The sequence below is a fragment of the Ornithinimicrobium avium genome (assembly GCF_003351765.1).
GTDB lineage: Bacteria > Actinomycetota > Actinomycetes > Actinomycetales > Dermatophilaceae > Ornithinicoccus > Ornithinicoccus avius.
In genome coordinates this window covers 769,273-788,102 of the sequence record NZ_CP031229.1, presented here as the reverse complement: position 1 = coordinate 788,102, position 18,830 = coordinate 769,273, and the positions used below count along the sequence as shown (strand labels likewise).

The 18,830-nt window shown below is 75.5% G+C and carries 17 protein-coding genes and 1 pseudogene; 11 read left to right on the top strand and 7 right to left on the bottom strand.

What is annotated here, in order from left to right; all coding sequences use genetic code 11:
• Positions 1-10: 10 nt before the first annotated feature.
• A complete protein-coding gene (locus DV701_RS03730; protein ID WP_202863622.1) occupies positions 11-694 on the bottom strand; it encodes a glycosyltransferase family 2 protein in 684 nt (227 codons plus the stop codon).
• A 60-nt stretch (positions 695-754) separates the two neighbouring features.
• Between DV701_RS03730 and DV701_RS03725 the strand changes: the two genes are divergently transcribed.
• From DV701_RS03725 to DV701_RS03710, 4 genes are read left to right on the top strand one after another with little or no spacing between them, the layout of a single operon-like run.
• Positions 755-1,357 (top strand): acyltransferase, encoded by a 603-nt coding sequence (locus tag DV701_RS03725; RefSeq protein ID WP_114927122.1) that lies wholly within the window; start codon positions 755-757, stop codon positions 1,355-1,357.
• Positions 1,357-2,484 (top strand): DegT/DnrJ/EryC1/StrS family aminotransferase, encoded by a 1,128-nt coding sequence (locus tag DV701_RS03720; RefSeq protein WP_114927121.1) that lies wholly within the window; start codon positions 1,357-1,359, stop codon positions 2,482-2,484. Before DV701_RS03725 ends, DV701_RS03720 begins: the two co-directional genes overlap by 1 nt.
• Positions 2,484-3,506 carry a Gfo/Idh/MocA family protein gene (locus tag DV701_RS03715; protein ID WP_114927120.1) on the top strand — a complete coding sequence of 341 codons (1,023 nt, stop codon included), beginning with the start codon at positions 2,484-2,486 and terminating at the stop codon, positions 3,504-3,506. Before DV701_RS03720 ends, DV701_RS03715 begins: the two co-directional genes overlap by 1 nt.
• On the top strand, positions 3,503-4,735 hold the full coding sequence (locus DV701_RS03710) for a glycosyltransferase (RefSeq protein ID WP_114927119.1): 1,233 nt from the start codon (positions 3,503-3,505) through the stop codon (positions 4,733-4,735). The genes DV701_RS03715 and DV701_RS03710 overlap by 4 nt, the downstream gene beginning before the upstream one ends.
• A 35-nt stretch (positions 4,736-4,770) precedes the next feature.
• On the opposite strand, the gene DV701_RS18400 is transcribed toward DV701_RS03710, so the two are convergent.
• From DV701_RS18400 to DV701_RS19320, 3 genes and pseudogenes are all read right to left on the bottom strand, one after another.
• Complete coding sequence (locus DV701_RS18400) at positions 4,771-5,130, bottom strand: NAD(P)/FAD-dependent oxidoreductase (RefSeq protein ID WP_202863621.1); 360 nt, start codon at positions 5,128-5,130, stop codon at positions 4,771-4,773.
• Positions 5,131-5,168: 38 nt separating this feature from the next.
• Positions 5,169-5,741 (bottom strand): NAD(P)/FAD-dependent oxidoreductase, encoded by a 573-nt coding sequence (locus DV701_RS18395; protein ID WP_407669360.1) that lies wholly within the window; start codon positions 5,739-5,741, stop codon positions 5,169-5,171.
• 100 nt (positions 5,742-5,841) lie between these two features.
• Positions 5,842-6,111 (bottom strand): annotated as a pseudogene (locus tag DV701_RS19320) (FAD-dependent oxidoreductase); the annotation flags it as partial.
• A gap of 135 nt (positions 6,112-6,246) precedes the next feature.
• Between DV701_RS19320 and DV701_RS03700 the strand changes: the two are divergent.
• Positions 6,247-6,894, top strand: coding sequence for a DnaJ family domain-containing protein (locus DV701_RS03700; protein ID WP_114927118.1), 648 nt, complete (start codon positions 6,247-6,249; stop codon positions 6,892-6,894).
• Between the two features lie 33 nt (positions 6,895-6,927).
• Here DV701_RS03700 and DV701_RS03695 read toward each other — a convergent pair whose 3' ends face one another.
• Complete coding sequence (locus tag DV701_RS03695; protein WP_162802771.1) at positions 6,928-8,196, bottom strand: hypothetical protein; 1,269 nt, start codon at positions 8,194-8,196, stop codon at positions 6,928-6,930.
• Positions 8,197-8,235: 39 nt separating this feature from the next.
• Here DV701_RS03695 and DV701_RS18675 point away from each other — a divergent pair, with 39 nt between their 5' ends.
• From DV701_RS18675 to DV701_RS18100, 5 genes are all read left to right on the top strand, one after another.
• A complete protein-coding gene (locus DV701_RS18675) occupies positions 8,236-8,874 on the top strand; it encodes a hypothetical protein (RefSeq protein WP_228255206.1) in 639 nt (212 codons plus the stop codon).
• Positions 8,874-10,010: an ABC transporter ATP-binding protein gene (locus DV701_RS18670; RefSeq protein ID WP_228255205.1), complete on the top strand. Its 1,137-nt coding sequence runs from the start codon at positions 8,874-8,876 to the stop codon at positions 10,008-10,010. The genes DV701_RS18675 and DV701_RS18670 overlap by 1 nt, the downstream gene beginning before the upstream one ends.
• A complete protein-coding gene (locus DV701_RS18665; RefSeq protein WP_228255204.1) occupies positions 10,007-12,385 on the top strand; it encodes a glycosyltransferase in 2,379 nt (792 codons plus the stop codon). Before DV701_RS18670 ends, DV701_RS18665 begins: the two co-directional genes overlap by 4 nt.
• Positions 12,382-13,533 (top strand): glycosyltransferase family protein, encoded by a 1,152-nt coding sequence (locus tag DV701_RS03675; RefSeq protein WP_114927116.1) that lies wholly within the window; start codon positions 12,382-12,384, stop codon positions 13,531-13,533. Before DV701_RS18665 ends, DV701_RS03675 begins: the two co-directional genes overlap by 4 nt.
• Before the next feature lie 124 nt (positions 13,534-13,657).
• The gene (locus tag DV701_RS18100) at positions 13,658-14,248 is read left to right on the top strand and encodes a hypothetical protein (RefSeq protein ID WP_162802770.1); all 591 of its coding nucleotides are present in this window, start codon (positions 13,658-13,660) and stop codon (positions 14,246-14,248) included.
• Positions 14,249-14,310: 62 nt separating this feature from the next.
• Here the strand turns inward: DV701_RS18100 and DV701_RS03670 are convergent, their stop codons facing one another.
• Both DV701_RS03670 and wecB read right to left on the bottom strand, forming a co-directional pair.
• The gene (locus DV701_RS03670; RefSeq protein ID WP_114927115.1) at positions 14,311-15,381 is read right to left on the bottom strand and encodes a GNAT family N-acetyltransferase; all 1,071 of its coding nucleotides are present in this window, start codon (positions 15,379-15,381) and stop codon (positions 14,311-14,313) included.
• Positions 15,382-15,462: 81 nt separating this feature from the next.
• The gene (wecB, locus tag DV701_RS03665; protein ID WP_114927114.1) at positions 15,463-16,518 is read right to left on the bottom strand and encodes a non-hydrolyzing UDP-N-acetylglucosamine 2-epimerase; all 1,056 of its coding nucleotides are present in this window, start codon (positions 16,516-16,518) and stop codon (positions 15,463-15,465) included.
• Positions 16,519-16,560: 42 nt separating this feature from the next.
• Here wecB and DV701_RS03660 point away from each other — a divergent pair, with 42 nt between their 5' ends.
• Complete coding sequence (locus DV701_RS03660) at positions 16,561-18,816, top strand: glycosyltransferase (RefSeq protein ID WP_114927113.1); 2,256 nt, start codon at positions 16,561-16,563, stop codon at positions 18,814-18,816.
• Positions 18,817-18,830: the final 14 nt, after the last annotated feature.

The window sequence follows — 18,830 nt, the reverse complement described above, 5'->3', positions numbered from 1 at the left end:
CGTGCCTGCCTCACTTCAGGAGCGTGTCGACGAGGATGTTGACCGAGTTGATCAGGGACTGGCCCTTCTTGCGGCTGTAGGCGGTGTAGAGCACGTGCACCGGGTGCTCGGCCCACGGCAGCCCGGTGCGGCCCAGCTGCAGGACGATCTCGGTCGCGTGCGCCATCCGGTTCTGGCGCAGGTCGAGGGTCTGCGCTGCGTCCCGGCGGATCACCCTCAGCCCGTTGTGCGCATCGGTCAGCCGCATCCCGGTCTGCTGGTTGGTCAGCCACACGGCCGCCTTGAGCACGATCTTCTTCAGCAGCCCCGGCCTGGTCCGGCCGTCCAGGAACCGTGAGCCGAAGACGACCGCGAGGTCCTCCTCCTTGGCCCGTCGCACCATCGCCGCCGCGTCCTGCACCTGGTGCTGGCCGTCGGCGTCGAAGGTGACCAGGTAGGCCGCGTCGGTCGCCTCGAGCACGTACCGCATACCCGTCTGGAGAGCGGCCCCCTGACCCAGGTTGAAGGGGTGGCGCACCACCACCGCCCCGGCCTCCTCGGCCCGGGCGGCCGAGCCGTCCCGGGAGGCGTCGTCGACGCAGACGACGTGGGGAAAGACCTCGCGCGCCCCCCGGACGACCTGCTCGATGACGGTCGCCTCGTCGAACAGGGGGATGACCAACCAGGCGTCGTCGTGCCGGGGCGATAGGGTCATACCGGACATTGTCCCGCACGCGAGGCGGGACGCCCGACGAGCCCGGCAGCAAGGAGTGCAGTGGCGACCCGCATCGTGGACAGCGCCGACGTCTCGCCCCAGGCGAGCCTCGGCGAGGACAGCTCGGTCTGGCACCTGGCGCAGGTGCGCGAGGGAGCGGTCCTGGGCCGTGGCTGCGTGGTCGGCCGAGGCGCCTACATCGGCTCCGGCGTGCGGCTGGGCGACCACTGCAAGGTGCAGAACTACGCGCTCGTCTACGAGCCGGCGCAGCTGGCCGACGGCGTCTTCGTCGGGCCGGCCGCGGTGCTGACCAACGACACCTTCCCGCGCGCGATCAACCCCGACGGCTCGCTGAAGAGCGCGGCCGACTGGGAGTCGGTCGGCGTCACCGTCGGCCGCGGAGCCTCGATCGGGGCCCGGGCGGTCTGCGTGGCGCCGGTGACGGTCGGGGAGTGGGCCACCGTCGCGGCCGGCGCCGTCGTCACCCGGGACGTCCCGGCGCACGCGCTGGTCGTCGGGGTCCCGGCCCGCCATGTCGGCTGGGTCGGCCGGGCCGGCCACCCGTTGGAGCAGACGACCGTCCCCGGGCAGTGGCGCTGCCCGACCACCGGCGACCTCTACCGCGAGAACCGCGGCACCCTCACCCCGGAAGGCGACACCTGATGACCGAGACGTCCGAGCTGCCCATGATCCCTGCGGCCAGGCCGGTGATCGGGGTGGAGGAGCGTGCGGCGGTGGACCGGGTGCTGGCCTCGGGGATGGTGGCGCAGGGTCCGGAGGTGGCGGCGTTCGAGGAGGAGTTCGCGGCCGTGCTGGTGGGGGGTCGCACGTGCGTGGCGGTGAACTCGGGGACCTCGGGTCTGCACCTGGGGTTGTTGGCGGCGGGGATCGGTGCGGGGGACGAGGTGATCGTGCCCTCGTTCACGTTCGCGGCGACGGCCAACGCGGTGGCGCTGACGGGGGCCACGCCGGTGTTCGCCGACATCAGCGCGGACACCTTCAACCTGGACCCGGCCTCGGTGGAGGCGGCGGTGAGCGAGGCGACGGCCGCGGTGATGCCGGTGCACCTCTACGGTCACCCGGCGGACATGGACGGGCTGGGCGCGGTCGCGGCCGAGCACGGGCTGCAGCTGTTCGAGGACGCGGCGCAGGCGCACGGCGCGACCTATCAGGGTGCGCCGGTGGGCAGCTTCGGGGTGTTCGGGATGTTCAGCCTGTACCCGACGAAGAACATGACCTCCGGGGAGGGCGGGATGGTCTCCTGCGCGGACGAGGACATCGCCCGCGGGGTGCGGCTGCTGCGCAACCAGGGGATGGAGAGGCAGTACGCCAACGAGGTGGTGGGGCTGAACAACCGGATGACCGACATCCACGCGGCGATCGGACGGGTGCAGCTGGGCAAGGTGTGGGGCTGGACGCAGCAGCGGCGCGCGAACGCGGCGTGGCTGGACGAGGCGCTGGCCGGTGTGGTCGTGACGCCGCCGGTGCGCGAAGGGTGCACGCACGTCTACCACCAGTACACGGTCCGCGTCGAGGGTGCGAGCGCGGCGGAGCGGGACCGGGTGGTGCAGGCGCTGCGCGAGGAGCACCGGGTGGGGTGCGGGGTGTACTACCCCACGCCGAACCATCAGCTGGTCTCGTTGGCCCGGTTCGCCCCGGCCCGCGAGCTGCCGGTGACGGCGCGGGCGGCCGCCGAGGTGATCAGCCTGCCGGTGCATCCCTCGTTGTCGGAGGGGGACCTGGAGCGGGTCGCCGCTGCGGTGCACGCCGTGGTCGGGGCTGGTGGCTGATGTCCGGGCAGGTGGGTGCGGGCGTGCTGGCGGAGGGTCGCACGGTGCGGATGGGTCTGATCGGGCTGGGCTCGATGGGCCGGCACCATGCGCGGGTGATCCGGTCGGTGGAGGGGATGGAGCTGGTCGCGGTCGCCGACCCCTACGGCGACCGGCACGGGGTGGCCGGGGACCTGCCGGTGCTGCCCGGCGTGGAGGGGCTGATCGGGGCGGGGATCGACGCGGCGATGGTCGCGGTGCCGACGTGGTCGCACGAGGAGGTCGCCCTGGCGCTGTGCGGGGCGGGGGTGCACACGATGGTGGAGAAGCCGATCGCGGCGACGGCGGAGTCGGGGCAGCGGGTGGCGCAGGCGTTCGCCGACGCGGGCCTGGTCGGTGCGGTGGGGTACGTGGAGCGGTGCAACCCGGCGCTGCTGGAGATGCGGCGCCGGATCGAGGCCGGGGAGCTGGGGGCGCTGTACCAGATCACCACCTCCCGGCAGGGGCCGTTCCCGGGGCGGATCGCGGACGTGGGCGTGGTCAAGGACCTGGCCACCCACGACATCGACCTGGCGGCGTGGATCGCGCAGTCGCACTACGAGCGGGTGGCCGGTGAGGTGACGCACCGCAGCGGTCGGGAGCACGAGGACATGGTGGTGGCCACGGGCCGGCTGGCCAGCGGGGTGATCGTCTCGCACACCGTCAACTGGCTCTCCCCGCTCAAGGTCCGTCAGACGGTGGCGACGGGGGAGAAGGGTGCGTTCGTGGCCAACACCCTGACCGGTGACCTGACCTTCATCGCCAACGGTGACGTGACCTCCGAGTGGGACCGGGCCAGCGCGTTCCGGGGCGTGTCCGAGGGCGACTCGACGACCTTCGCGATCTCCCGCCGGGAGCCGCTGCTGGTGGAGCAGGAGAACTTCCGCGACGCCCTGTGGGGCCGCCCCTCCGCCGTGGTCTCGATGGCCGACGGCGTCCACACCCTGCGCGTCGTCGAGGCCGTCCTCACCTCCGCCGCCACCGGGCAGACCGTCACCCTGTGACGGGCCGGCGGCCCAGGGTCCTGCTCGCGACCCGGATCTTCGTGCCGGAGGCCGCGGCCGCGACCTTCCGGCTGCGCGCCCTCGTGCGATCCCTCGCGCAACGGGCCGACGTGGCGGTGGTCACCGCCGCGGCACCGCCGGCGCTGCGGGAGACCGCGATGCCGCCGCTCTCGCCCGGGCCCGGCCGGGTCTGCGTGTCCCGGTGGCCGGTGCTGCGGGACGCGACCGGCTACGTGCGCGGCTACCTGCCCTACCTGTCCTTCGACCTGCCGCTGGCCGTGCGGCTGCTCTCGGCCGTCCGCCCCGACGTGGTGGTCGTCGAGCCCCCGCCGACGACCGGAGCGGTCGCCCGGGTGGCGCTGGCGGTGCGCGGGCTGCTGTCGCGCCGGCCGGTCCCCTACGTCTACTACGCCGCCGACGTCTGGTCCGACGCGACCGCCTCGACGGGCGCGCCCGCCCCGGTCGTCACCGTGATGCGGTGGGTGGAGCGCTTCGCCCTGCGCGGGGCCCGCGACGTCCTCGCCGTCTCCGAAGGGGTGGCCGAGCGGGTCCGGGCCCTCGCCGGCGCCGCCGCCCCGGTGACCGTCGTGCCCAACGGCGTGGACACCGACGTCTTCACCCCCGGGGGCCAGCGGCACCCGGACGCCCCGGACACCCCCTACCTCGTGTATGCCGGGACCGCCTCGGAGTGGCAGGGCGCCGAGGTCTTCGCCGAGGCGATGCGCGAGGTGGTCCGCGAGGAGCCGGGGGCGCGCCTGGTGTTCCTGGGCCAGGGGTCCTCCTGGCCGGCCCTGGCCCGGGTGCGCGACGAGCTGCCCGAGGGCGCCGTCGAGCTGCGGCCGCTCGCGCCGGCGGAGCAGGCGGCGGCGTGGCAGCGCGGCGCCGCTGCGGCGCTGGTGAGCGTGAAGCCGGGGGTGGGCTACGACTTCGCCTATCCGACCAAGGTCCTGGCCGCGCTCGCCTGCGGGACCCCGGTCGTCTTCGCCGGGCCCGGCCCGGCGGCGCTCGACGTCGCCGAGCACGACCTCGGTGAGGCGGTGGGGTATGACGTGACGCCCGTCGCGCGGGCGATGGTCGCCGCCCTGCGCCGGGCCGGCGAGCAGACGCCGCAGCAGCGGGCCGAGCGGGCACGGCACCTCGCCGGGTGGGTGCACGAGCACCGGAGCCTGGCGGCGACCGGCCGCGACGCCGCTCAGGTCGTGCTGCCCGCGGACGCTGCGCTGCCGTAGACGGGGGCGGTGGGGACCGCGGGCCGCCAGGGCGCTCAGAGCCGCTCGGCGACCCGGCGGGCAGCCACCGAGAGCACCTCCCAGGCGGTCGCGAACGGCGGTGCGTAGGCCAGGTCCATCCACGCCAGGTCGTCGACCGTCCCGCCGAACCAGAGCACCGCCGCGGCGGCGTCGATGCGTTTGCCCGCCCCGTGCCCGCCGACGATCTGGACGCCGAGCAGGCGGCGGGTGCCGCGCTCGGCGACCACCCGGATCGCGACCGGCTCGGCCTCGGGCATGTAGCCCGAGGCGGTCCTCCCCTCCAGGGTCGCGGCCAGCACGTCCAGACCCCTGCCGAGCGCGACCTCCTCGGTCAGCCCGGTCATCGCGATCTCGAGGTACTCGTCCCCGCCCATGAAGCGGGTGATCGCGGTGCCCAGGGCGCCGTCGAAGGTCAGGGGGCTGGCGGGGTCGCCCAGGTTGTCCCCGAGCGCCCGGCCGAGCTTGTTGGCGTACGTGCCCAGGGCAGGAAGGAGCGCTCGTCGAGCAGCCGGTGGTGCACCTCGCAGCAGTCGCCGGCCGCCCACACGCCGCGGTCGGCGTCGACCCGGCCGCGGGCGTCCGGCAGGAGCCCCCGACGGCTGCCCAGCGGCAGCTGGCCGGCGACGAGGTCCGAGCGGGGAGTCAGGCCGAGCGCGAGTACCACGCGGTCGGCCGGCACGCTGGTGCCGTCGGCGGTCTGCGCGCCGCGCACCCGGTCCCCGTCGAGGTCCAGGCCGGTCACCTCGACTCCTTCACGCACGTCGGCCCCGGCCCGGCGCATCGCGTCGACCACCCGCTGGCCCATCTCCGGGTCGAGCGTGTGCAGGAAGCGGCCGCGGGTGAGCAGGGTGCACCGGTGCCCGCGGGCGAGGACCGTCTCGACCATCTCCAGGCCGATGTAGCCGCCGCCGGCGACCAGGACATCGCGGCTCTCGCCCCCGATCTCGTCCAGCCAGTACCGGCCGTCGTCGAGGGTCGAGACCACCCCGGTGCCGGGGAGCAGGGCGCCGTCCTCCCCGCGCGCCCAGCCGGGGCACGAAGGGTGCGGCCCCGGTGGCGACCACCAGGTCGTCGTAGGGATGGGTGCTGACCCCACCGGGACCCTGCGCCGTCACGGTGCGGGCGTCCAGGTCGACCTCGGTGACCCGGGTGCCCACCCGCAGGTCGATGCCGGCAGCGACGTGCTGCGCCGCGGTGCGGGCGACCATGTCGTCCCCGGACCCCACCTGCCCCGCGATCCAGTAGGGCAGGCCGCACGCGCTGTAGGACGTGTGCGCGGTGGCCTCGAAGGCGAGCACCTCGATCTCCCGTCCGGCCCGGCGGGCGGCGCGGAGCGCCTGGTGGGCGGCCGACATACCGGCCGCGTCCGCGCCGATCACCACGATCCTGTGCGTCATGCACAGACCTTTGCACACGCCGGTCGTGTGGTGGACGCCACAGACCCCCTCGGGGGCGGGCACCTACGCTGGGGAGCACGGAGGTGGCCAGCCATGACCGAGGACGAGGGACGCGACGAGCGACGCGATCAGGGGCGCCCGACCTGGGGACGCCCCGGGCAGCGGCCGGGTGCTCCGGACGCCGAGGAGCAGCTGGCGGAGCTGGGCATCGGCCCCCAGCCGCGGCGCCGGATGACCCCGGAGGGCATCCAGAGCTGGGTGGACCGGTCGATCGCCCAGGCCGAGCGGCAGGGCGCCTTCGCCGACCTGCCCGGTGCCGGCCGGCCGCTGCGCGACGTCGACATCACCACCGACCCCGACTGGTGGGTGCGCGGACTGATCGAGCGCGAGCAGCTGGACCTGTCCGACGCCCTGCCCGGGGTGCTGCAGCTGCGCCGGGAGAAGGCCGGCCTCCCCGGGTCGCTGGCGGGCCTGGCCGAGGAGGCCGCCGTCCGGGCACGCCTCGAAGACTTCAACGAGCGGGTGCTGGCCGACCGGCGCCGGCCCTACGCGGGGGCGGGGTCGCCGCCGGTCGTCGGGCGCGTGGACGTCGAGGAGATGGTGCTGGCCTGGCGGCGGCTGCGGGACGAGCGGGTGGGGGACGGGGACGGGAGCGCCGGGGCCGAGGAGCGGCCGGGGCCGGGCGGTGCTGCGGGGAAGCGCCGAGGCCGGTGGTGGCGCCGAGGGCGGTCCTCGGCCTGACCCGCCGCGAGGCGCCGCCGTCGTCGGTGGTGCTCAGCCGTCGGCGGCTGCCCCGTCGAGCCAGCTGCCGAGCACCTCCGCGGCCCGCCGGCCGTCGTGGTGCGCGCGTGCCCACCCCGGGCCGCGGGAGGCGATCTCCTGGTATGCGGTGCGCCGGGCCAGGACGTCCCCCAGCACCTCCCGCAGGGTGTCGGGGTCGGCCTCCACCACGGGGGGCGCGGCCGCCACGGGGGAGCCGGGGTCCGTCGTCGCCCGCGTGTCCGCCCAGCGACCCCGCACCTGCGCGGACAGGTGCGCGACGACGACGCGCCCGGCCGCCAGCGACTCCGTCATCAGCACGCCGGGGTTGCCGAGGACCACCTGGTCGACCACCACGTCCGCGTCGGCGACGAAGGCGGCCATCTGCTCGTGGGGGACACCGGTGAGGCGGCGGTAGTCGACCAGCCCGGCGCGCTGCATACCGTGCAGGACCTCCTCCACCACCTGCGTCCCCTTCAGCCGCGGGTTGGAGGGTGCGTGCAGGACGACCGGCCGCTCGCGCTCGAGCGGGCGCATGCCAGAGGCCTCCCCGGCCGCCGCGAAGCGGTCGACGTCGACGACCAGCGGCAGCAGCCTGGCGCCGGGCACGACGTCGAGCAGGTCCGGGGTGGAGACGAGGACGGGCAGCCCGTGCTCCTGCCAGCGGAGAAGGTCGGCCCGGTTGCGGTCGACGACCGCCTGCAGCGTGCGGAGGTAGTCGTCCCAGTCGCGCTCGGGCACCCGGAACGGGCTGTTGGCGTAGCGCCCGGCGTGCTCGCGCAGGTCGCGCACCTCGCTGCCGTGGTAGAGCACCGCGGGGCGGACGCCCGCCGCGGTCAGGGCCGGGAGGTCCTCGAGCATCGAGCCCGCGTGGAAGTCGGCGAGGACCGGCCGGCCGGACTCGTGCAGCACGTGCGTCGCCTCCTGCAGCACCCGCTCCCCGTGGATCTCGCGCACCCGACCACGCTGGGCCAGCACGCTGATCTCGTGGTCTGCGCGGTAGCGGAAGTGCGCCTGGGACAGGCTGCGCTGCGCCCAGAGGTTCTGCGCGGCGACCCCTTCCAGGTGCCGCTCGGCGGACCGTGCCCACTCCCACGCCTGCCCGGCGGTGTTCCACGGACCGACGTAGAGCCGGCGTCGCGCCGGCGGCATGGGCGCCAGGGCCCGCAGCTGCGCGTCGGCGCGGCGGCGCACCGGCAGGGTCGCGAGCTCGCGCACCGGGCGCGGTGTCCGCGCCAGGCCCTGCCACACCAGTCGTCGCAGGTCATTGACGGGGTCGGCCACTCCCGCAGCCTACGATGGGGCCATGACGAGGCGGGTCGCGTGCTGAGGCTGTGGCGCGCGCTGCGCGAGCTGCTCCCGCTGCTGCCGGCGTCCACGCGCTGGTTCCTGCTCGGGTATGCCGCCCTCTCCGCCCTGCTGTCCGTGGTCGACATCGTCGCCCTGTCGCTGCTGGCCCTGACGCTGGCCCCGATGGTGCAGGGACAGGCGGTCGAGCTGCCGGTGCTCGGCGAGGTCGCCCCGGCGAGCTACGGCTGGCTGCTGGGCACGATCACCCTGCTCGTGGTGCTCAAGGGACTGGCCACGCTCGCCCTGCAGTGGGCGGTGTCCCGCCGGCTGGGCGCCTACGACCTCGTCATCGGCGACCGTCTGTTCGGCGCCTACATCCGGGCGCCCTGGACCGAGCGGCTGCGCCGTAACACCGCCGAGCTGGTGCGGCTGGCCGACGTCGGCATCGCCAACACCACCACGGGCCTGCTGCTGCCCGCGGCCTCGCTGCCGGCTGAGCTGGCGACGTTCGGCGCGGTGCTGGTCGTCCTGCTGGTCGCCCAGCCGCTCACCGCGGTCGTCACCTTCGCCTACCTCGGCGGGCTCGCGGTCCTCATGTACGTCGTGATCTCCCCCGCGCGGTCGTCGCCGGACGGGTGGGCCGGGACTACTCCTTCAGGGTCGCCGGGCTGATGACCGAGATGATGGGCGCGCTGAAGGAGGTGACGCTCCGCGGCAAGGCCGAGGAGGTCGGCGCCGAGGTGCACGCCAACCGGGTGCACGCCACCCGCGCCCGCAGCAACCTGATGTTCCTGGGCGCGGTGCCCAAGTTCGTCACCGACACCGGCCTGGTGCTCGGCTTCGCCCTGGTGGGGGGAGTGGCCTACCTGCTCGGCGGGCCGGGGCAGGCGTTCGAGGCGATCGCGCTGTTCGCGGTGGCGGGCATGCGGATGATCCCCAGCGTCAACCGTTTCCAGTCGGTGATGACCCAGACCGCCTCGACGCTGCCGCACGCGGAGGCGGTGATCCGGGACATCGTCGACGCGCAGGGCTACGTGGTGGCCGCCGAGCAGCTGGGCCAGGAGCCGCTGCCGCACGACCCCGAGGTGCTCTCGCTGCGCGGGGTCTGCTTCACCTACCCGGGCGCCCGCGTCCCGGCGCTGCACGGGGTGGACCTCGACGTGCCGATGGGCTCCTCGGTCGCTCTCGTCGGGGCCTCCGGCGCCGGCAAGTCCACGCTCGTGGACGTCCTGCTCGGCCTGCTCGTCCCGCAGGAGGGCGAGATCCGCCTCGACGAGCTGCCCCTGGCCGACGTCCTCGCGGCGTGGCGCTCGCGGGTCGGCTACGTCCCCCAGGAGGTCAACCTCTTCGACGGCACCGTCGCCCAGAACGTCGCCCTCACCTGGGGCGACGACCTCGACGAGGACCGGGTGGTCCGCGCCCTCGAGCAGGCCCAGCTGCTGGACGTCGTGCAGGACCGGGGCGGGCTGCACACCCGGGTCGCGGAGCGGGGCCTGGCGCTCTCGGGCGGGCAGCGCCAGCGGCTCGGGATCGCGCGGGCGCTCTACGGCGACCCGCTCGTGCTCGTGCTCGACGAGGCGACCTCGGCGCTGGACACCACCACCGAGGACGCCGTCGCGCGCGCGATCCACGAGCTGCACGGGCAGGTGACGGTGGTCGCGGTCGCGCACCGGCTCTCCACGGTGCGCGGCAGCGACCAGGTGTGCTTCATGACGGAGGGGACGATCGCGGCCCGCGGCACCTTCGAGGAGGTCGTGGCGGCGCACCCGCAGTTCGCGACCCAGGCCCGGCTGTCGGGGCTGGCATGAGGCTGCCGGAGGTCGACGTCGACGTGGTCGTCGCCGTGCACGACCCGGCCCGCCCGGTCGGGACGACCGTGCTCTCCGCGCTGCGCGGCGCCGACCTTGCGGGGATCCTGCCGTCGGGCCACCGGGTGCGCGTGACCGTGGTCTGCCACGGGCTGGACGCCGCCGACGTGCGAGGACGGGTGGAGGCCGACCTCGAGGCGGCGGGGCAGGAGGACGTGTCCGTCCACGTGCGCTACCTGGAGCTGCGCGACGCCCTGCGCTCGCCCGCGGGCCCGTTCAACGCCGGCCTGGCCGCTGCCGACGGCCGCTGGGTGAGCATCATCGGCTCGGACGACCGCTTCGCCGCCGGCGCCCTGGGCGCCTGGGCCGCGCTCGGCGACGAGCTGGGGTCGGCGTGGCTGGTGGCGCGCCTGGAGACCGACGACGGCGAGCTGGTCCCGACCCCGCGCACGCGCCCGGGGAGGACACGGGACCTGGACCTCGTCCTGGACCGGCTCGCCTACCGGACCGCGCCGCTGGGCCTGCTGCGCCGCTCGGTGCTGGTGGACCTGGGGCTGCTCGAGCCCGGCGCGGAGCACCCTGTCGGCCCGCTCACGCCCGGCCTGGCCACCGGCGAGGACACCGAGCTGTCCCTGCGGCTGGCCAGCTCGGGGGAGCGGATCGACTACGCCCCCGACCTGCCGCCCTACGTCATCGGCACCGGTGGCGCCGCGCCGGAGGTCGCCGCGGCCCGCGTCACCCACGCCCGGCGCCCCCTGGCCGACGAGCTCGCGGCGCAGGCCCGGCTGCCCGGCCTGCGCTGGCTCGCGGCGCTGCCGGAGCCGGCGCGGCGCGCGATCGTGGTCAAGACGCTGCGCATCCACGTCCTCGGCGCGGTCCGGCGCCGCCCCTCACCGGTGGACTGGGCGCCCGGCGAGGCGGCGTGGGTCCGGTCCCTGGTCCGCGAGCTGCTGGCGCTGGGTCCCGACGCGGAGCGTGCCCTGCACCGTGCCGACCGCGCGCTGCTCGACGCGCTGCTGACCGCCCCGGACACCGACGCGGTCGCCGCAGCCTCGCGCCACCGGGCCGGGGCCTCGCGCTGGGACATCCTGCTCACCCCCGACCCCCGGCACAACCTCGACCCCGAGTCGACGGTCCGCCAGCACCTCGACCACTCCTTGAGCCTCGCCTCGACCCGGGGTCGAGGGTTCCTCGCGCGCGGTGGCGACGCACCCCATACCCTCCACGACGCGGAGCGCCCGCGCGTGCTGGTGCTCTCCTTCAGCCCGATCGCCTCCGACGCCCGCGTGCTCAAGCAGGTGCGCCACCTCTCGCGGGACTTCCACGTGGTGACGTGCGGCTACGGGCCCGCCCCGGACGGGGTGGCCGCGCACCTGCGGGTCCCCGACGTGGCCCAGAACCAGCTGGACGGGCGGCTCATCACCGCCCGGGCCTACCGCGCCGCCTACGGGACGCAGGCCGGCGTGCGCTGGGTCCGGCGGCACCTGCCCGCCGGCACGGCCGACGTGATCCTGGCCGACGACCTCGACGCGGTCCCGCTCGCGCTGGCCCTGCGGCCCCGCGCCGGGGTGCACGCCGACCTGCACGAGTACTTCCCGCGCCTGCACGAGGAGGACGAGGCGTGGATGCGGCGGATCTCGCCCTACCAGGAGTGGCTGTGCCGGCGGTTCCTGCCGCGGTGCGCGGCGGTCACGACCGTCAGCCGGCGGATCGCCCAGGAGTATGCCGAGCAGTTCGGCGTCGAGGTCGGCGTCGTGACCAACGCCGCACCGTACGCCGACCTCTCGCCGGGCCCGGTGGGCTCGCCGCTGCGGCTGGTCCACTCGGGTGCCTGCCTGCGCAACCGGGACCTGCACGTCATGCTCGAGGCGGTCGTCGCGGCGGCGGGGGAGGGCGCCGACGTGAGGCTGGACCTCTACCTGACCCCCAACGACCCCGGCTACCTGCAGGAGCTGCGGGCGGCGGCCGACGCGAGCGGCGGCGTCGTCACCGTGCACGACCCCGTGCCGTACGCCGAGCTGCCGGCCACCCTCAACGGCTACGACGTCGGCGTGCACGTGCTGCCGCCGGTCTCGTTCAACAACGCCAACGCCCTGCCCAACAAGGTCTTCGACTACGTCCAGGCGCGGCTGGGCCTGCTCGTCGGGCCCAGCCCGGAGATGGCCCGTCTCGTGCACGACCACGGCCTCGGTGAGGTCGCAGCCGGGTTCGACGCGCGGTCGGTCGCGGACGCGGTGCGCACGCTGGAGCCGGACGCGGTCGGGGGGTTCAAGGCCGCCTCCCACGCCGCGGCCCGGGAACTCTCCGACGCCGAGCAGTCGCGGCGGTGGGTGGAGTCCGTGCGGGGGATCGCCGGACGCGGGCGGCACGCATGAGGCCCGACCCCCGACCGCGCCTGCTGATCATGTCCTTCAGCCCGTTGCGCTCGGACGCGCGCGTGCTGCGCCAGGTCCGCCTCTTCGCCGACCGGTACGCCGTGACCACCCTCGGCTACGGCGAGGCACCTGACGGGGTGGTGCAGCACCTTCGCCTGCCCGACGACGTCGTCAGCTGGCACAAGGACCGCCGGCTGCTGGTCGCCCGCCGGTTCGAGGCGGCATACCGCAGCTCCCCGGTGGTCCGCGCTGCCGCCCGGCTGCTCGAGGACCGGGCGAGAACGGTCGACGTGGTGCTGGCCGACGACATCGACACCGTCCCGCTGGCGCTCGACCTGGCGGCTCCGGGCGGGGTGCACGCGGACCTGCACGAGTACCACCCCCGGCAGAACGAGGAGAACCGGCGCTGGCGGCTCTTCGTCGCGCCCTACTACCGGTGGCTGGTGCGCACCTACGGCCAGCGTGCCGACTCGGTGACGACCGTGGGCGAGGGGATCGCGCGGGAGTACCGGATGCGGTTCGGGATCCGCGCCGGTGTCGTCGTCAACGCGCCCAACTTCGTCGACCTCGAGCCGACGCCCGTGCCGCAGGGGGGACCCCTGCGGCTCGTCCACTCGGGCAACGCCCAGCGGCACCGTCTCGACGTGATCCTGGCGGCGATGGACCTGGTGACCGCGCCGATGACGCTCGACCTGTACCTGATGGGCAACGACCCGGGCTACCTCGAGGAGCTCCGGACGAGGTATGCCGCGTCCGACCGGGTGCGGCTCCACCCGCCGGTCGCGCCGCACGAGCTCCCGGCGAGGCTCAACGCCCACGACGTGGGCGTCTACGTGCTGCCGCCCGTGTCGTTCAACCACCTGTGGGCGCTGCCCAACAAGGTCTTCGACTTCGTCCAGGGCCGGCTGGCGCTCGTCGTCGGGCCCAGCCCGGAGATGGCCGCGCTCGTGCGCCGCCACGGCCTCGGCGTCGTGACCGACGACTTCACCGCCGAGGCCCTCGCGTCGGCTCTCGACGGGCTCAGCGGCGAGGACGTGCGCCGCTACAAGGCGGCCGCGGCCGCGGCCGCGCACGAGCTCTCTGCCGAGGAGCAGGTCGGCGGGTGGGCCCGGGCGGTCGACGCGCTCGCTGCGCGGGTGAACGGATGAGGCGCACCCGCGCGGCGGACGTCATACCCCCCGTCTGCTGCCAGGCGCCGTCGGCGCTGCGCCCACGGACACCGAGCGCGACGTCGATGGCGGACATGTGGTCGTTCTCCCCGGCGGTCCAGGTGTGCACGCGCCGGACCCCGGGCGCGTGCTCGGCCAGCAGCTCCAGGTTCGCCGCCTTGACGAGCATCCCGAGCCGGTGCCCACGGTGCTCGGGCAGCACGAGGGTGCCCGCCTGGTGGGCCGTCGCCGGATGGTCCAGGGGCCGGTCCAGCTGGGTGTAGGCCACGAGCTGGCCGGTCCGCACGTGCTGGGCGGCGGTCGTGAGGAGCCGACGGCCCATCGCCTCACCGGCGCGCTCGGTGTCGGCGACCCGCTCGGCGTCCCACTGCTCGGGCTCGACCTGCACCTGCCCGACGGGCGGGTCGGTGCTCATCCGGGCCAGGAGGACGGCAAGACCGTCGAGGTGCTCCGCAGGCGTGCGCCCGACCCAGCTCAGGGTCCGGTATGCGGTGCCCGCGGCCTCGCGGGCCCGCGTGCCCTCGCCGGCCCACGCCGGTCCGCGGGAGGCGGTGCTCCCCGGAGGTCCGTCGGGTCGCGCTCCGGGTCCAGGACGGAGGAGACCTGCGCGAGCGAGGTGTTGTCCACCAGAGGCATCCGCACCCACAGGCCGCCCACGGCGGCGCTGCGCCGGGCGAGGGGCGAAGGGTGCTGACCCGCAGGCTCATCCCTCGGTGTGGCGCCGGGGACCACGCCGGCACAACGGTCAGCGGCGTGTCAGACCCCTGCCAGCTGCCAGGCACCCTCGTGGCTCGCGGGGCGGAAACCGAGGGCCTCGTTGATCGCGAGCATGTGGCCGTTCTCGTCGGCGTTCCACGTGTGCAGCCGCTCGAGGGCCGGTGCGTGCTCGGCGACCCGACGCAGGTTCTCGGCCTTGACGAGCATGCCGAGCCGGTGGCCGCGGTGGTCGGCGTGCACGAGCGTGTCCTCCTGGTAGCCGACCGCCGGCTTGTCCCCGGGCAGGTCGACGTAGGTGTAGGCGGCCAGCTCCCCGCTCGCCACGTGCTCGGCCACCGTCATCACGCGGGCGCGACCGGCCTGCGCGCAGACCCGGTCGGACTCGGCCACCCGGTCGGCGTCCCACACCTCCTCCTCCAGCTCCAGCGCTCCGGCGGGGACGTCGGTGCTCATCCGCGACATCAGTCGAGCCATCGCCCCGCGCCGCTCCGGCGGGACCGGGCCGACCCAGCCGAGCGTCCGGTATGCGGTGCCCGCCGCCTGCCGGGCGGCCGGCAGCTCGGCCGCGGCGCGCTCGAGCGCGGGTGCCACGGCCAGGACGCTGTGCCGCTCGACCTGCTCGAGGACGAAGCCGAGGTCCAGGAGCGCCGTGGCGAGGGCGTCGCGCGGCACGCTGCCGACGCCGGTCCGGGGGACCACGTGCTCGGCGTCCGCGTCGGCGGCGTGGTCCGACCAGACCAGCGCGGTGCGGCGGCCCTCGGCCCGCAGGACGGGGACCGCCCCGGCCCACAGCGCGTCGACGACCGGGGCCGGGTCGTGGTCGGGGTCCAGGGAGAAGGACGCCTCCGCCAGCGAGGTGTTGTCCTTCAGCGGCAGGCCGAGCCACAGCCCGCCGAGCGTCCGGGCGCCGTCCCTGGCCAGCAGGACCATCTTGCGTCGGTAGTTCTGCTCCGCGAACGCGCTGATGACGACGTGGGCCGGGTCGGCGAGGTCGTCGTCGCCGAGCGTGGCGACGATGGAACGACGGCTCACCTCGGCGAAGGCCTCGAGGTCCGCCGAGGGCGGTGGTGCACCGGGGACGAGTCGGAGCGTGCTGACCTGGATGTTCATGACCTCAGTGTGCGGACGCCGGCCGGGGTTGCACAACGGATTTCGCCACCGCGGAGGCGTCAGGCGCGGGAGCGGGCCCGGTCAGGCGCCGAGGGCGGTGAGGACAGCGGCGGCGGCGTGGCCGTCGCCGTAGGGGGTCGCCCCGGTGGGCAGCGGCGCGGGTCGCGAGGCGGCGTCGCGCAGCCCGGGGCCCGGCTCGACCAGGACGTTCCAGCCCAGCTGGACGGTCTCGACCCACTCGGTCTCGGTGCGCACCGTCGTGCACGGCGTGCGCAGCGCGAAGGCCTCCTTCTGCAGGCCGCCGGAGTCGGTGATGACGCCGCGGGCGGCGGTGACCGCACCGACCAGGGAGGGGTAGGGCAGCGGGTCGCGGACGGTCAGCGAGCCGCCGTCGAGGTCCAGACCCTGCTCGGCCGCCCTGGCCCGCAGCCGCGGGTGGGCCAGGAGCACGACCGGGTGGTCGACCTGCTGCAGCGCCTCGACGACCGCGCGCAGCCGCTCCGGGTCGTCGGTGTTCTCCGCCCGGTGGACGGTCGCCACCGAGAACGCGCCCTCCTGCTGGCCGAGCTCGGCCAGCACGGCCGGGACGTCGGCCAGCTCGTCGCGGACCCGGTGCAGCACGTCGATCATCACGTCGCCCACGAGCACCGCCCGGCCGGCCAGGCCCTCGTCGGCCAGGTGGTCGACCGCGACCTGGGTGGGGGCCAGGCACAGGTCGGCGGCGTGGTCGGTCAGGACCCGGTTGTGCTCCTCGGGCATCCGCCGGTTGAACGAGCGCAGCCCGGCCTCCAGGTGCGCCACCGGCACGTGCAGCTTCACCGCCGACAGGGCACCGGCCAGGGTGGAGTTGGTGTCCCCGTAGACCAGGACCCAGTCCGGGGCGTGCTCCTCCAGCACGGCGTCCATCGCCGCCAGGATCGCGCCCGTCTGCGCGCCGTGGCTGCCCGACCCGACCCCCAGGTGCACGTCCGGGTCCGGGATGCCCAGGTCGGCGAAGAAGACGTCGGAGAGCACCGGGTCGTAGTGCTGCCCCGTGTGCACGATCACGTGCTCCACGCCGCGCCGGGCGCACTCGGCCGCGACCGGCGCGAGCTTGACGAACTGGGGGCGGGCCCCGACGACGGAGAGGATCTTCACGAGCCACAGGGTATGCGGTGCGCCTCGCGTAGGTTGGGGTCCATGCGCGTGCTCGTGGTGACGACGTGGTTCCCGACGTCGACGTCCCCGGCCACCGGCGTCTTCGTGGCCCGCGACGTCGCGGCGATCGCGACCCGGCACGACGTGCGGGTGCTGCACCTGTGCGCGCCGGCGCTGCTGGGTCAGGACGAGCACGGTCAGGGGTATGCCGTGGAGCGCCTCCCCATGGACCCGCGCCGTCCCGACCACGTCCTGCGGGCGGCACGCAGGGTGCGCGAGCTGGCGCCGGAGGCGGACCTCGTGCACACGATGGCCGTCTCGGCGCTGCTGCCGATGACCGGCCGCCGTCCGGGAGTGCCGTGGGTGCACACCGAGCACTGGTCCGGGCTGCTGGCGCCGGGGACGCTGACGCCGGCGCTGCGCGCGGCCCGGCCGGGCGTCCTGCGGCTGCTCCGCCGTCCGGACGTCGTGGCCGTGGTCAGCGAGCACCTCGCCGAGGGGGTGCGTGCGGCGCGCACCGGACCGGTCGTGGTCGTGCCCAACATCGTGGACAGGCCCGAGGAGCTGGTCGCACGACGGGACACCGAGCGTCCGCTCCGCGACGGGCGGGAGGACGGCACCGGGCCGGGGACGACGAGGGAGGGCCCCTTGCGGGTGGTCTCCGTCGGCGGGCTGGCGCCGCGCAAGGACCCGCTGGCAGCGACGCGGGCGGTCGCGGCGCTGCGCGTGCGTGGCGTGGACGCCTCCCTCACCTGGGTCGGGGACGGCCCGCTGCGGGAGGAGGTCCGGGAGGCGGCCCGGCGGGCCGGGGTGCCGCTGCGGCTGACCGGCCCGGTCCCGCCGGAGCAGGTCCAGCAGATCGTGGGGGAGTCCGACCTCTTCCTGCTGCCCACGCGCGCCGAGACCTTCTGCGTGGCCGCCGCCGAGGCCCTGGCCGCCGGGCGGCCCGTGGTCGTGGGCGACAGCGGCGGCCCGCGGGACTTCGTCGCGCCGCCCAGCGGGCTGCTCGTCCGCCCCGGCTCGGCGCCCGGGTCGTGGGCGGACGCCGTGGAGCAGGTGTGGGCGGCCAGCGCCCAGCTGAGCGCCGAGGAGATCGCGGCGCCCGTGGTCGAGGCGTACAGCGAGCAGGCGCACGCAGCGAGGGTCGATGAGATCTACCGCGGCGTGCTGCCCCAGGGGTCGCCGCTGGTCGACGTCGTGGTCGCCACGCACTCCCTCGAGCGCCCGGTCGACCGCGCGGTGCGCTCGGTGCTGGACGGCTCCGACGAGCTCGACGTGCGCGTCACCGTCGTCTGCCACGGGCTGGACGCCGACGCGGTCGCGGCCACCGTGTCCGACGAGACCCGCTGGGATCCGCGGGTGCGGCTGCTGGAGCACCGGGACGGGGTCGCCAGCCCGGCGGGCCCGTTCACCGCGGGCCTGCAGGCCGCGACCGCCCCCTGGGTCAGCATCATGGGCAGCGACGACCGGCTCTCCCCGGGCGCCCTGCGCAACTGGCTCGCGACGGCGGGCCGCACCGGCGCCGAGGTCGTCCTCGCCGAGATCCGGCTCGGGGACGCCGCGGTGCCGACGCCGCCCACCAGGGTCCGGCCCGCCCGGCGTCCGCGCCGCGAGGAGCGCCTGGACCTGGTGCGGGACCGGCTCAGCTACCGCTCCGCCCCGCTCGGGCTGCTGTCCCGCGCCGCGGTGGCCCGCACCGGCGCCCGGCTGCTGCCGGGTGCGCAGACCGGCGAGGACGTCCCCTTCGTCACCCGGTTGTTCGAGGGAGCCAGCGTCGCGCTCGCCCGCGGCACGCCCTACCTCGTGGGCACGGACGCGGACGACCGCACGACGGCGGTGCCCCGCCCGGTGGCCGACGAGCTCGTCGCGCTCACCGCGCTGCTGGACGACCCGTGGTTCGCGCAGCTGCCGGCGCGGCGGCGGCGCGCGGTCGCCACCAAGCTGCTGCGCATCCACGTCTTCGGCACGGTGCTCAACCGCCCCGACCCGCACTGGTGGAGCGCGGAGGAGCGTGCCGAGCTCGCCGGCACCACGGGCCGGCTGCTGCGCACCGCCCCGGGCTGCGAGGCACCGCTGAGCCTGGCCGACCACGACCTGCTCGCGGCGGTCCTGGACACCTCGGTGCCGCCCGCCCGGATGATCGAGCTGGCCACGGCCCGGCGCCGGCACGGCAGCCCCCGCACGCTGCTGCCGCACGACTGGCGCCAGCTGCTGCACCCCGAGGCGCCGCTGCGCTTCATGACCGCCTCGCTCGTGGCGCGCAGGGCCGGTCGCGGCCGATCCTGTGCACCGGAATGAGACCTGTGCACCGG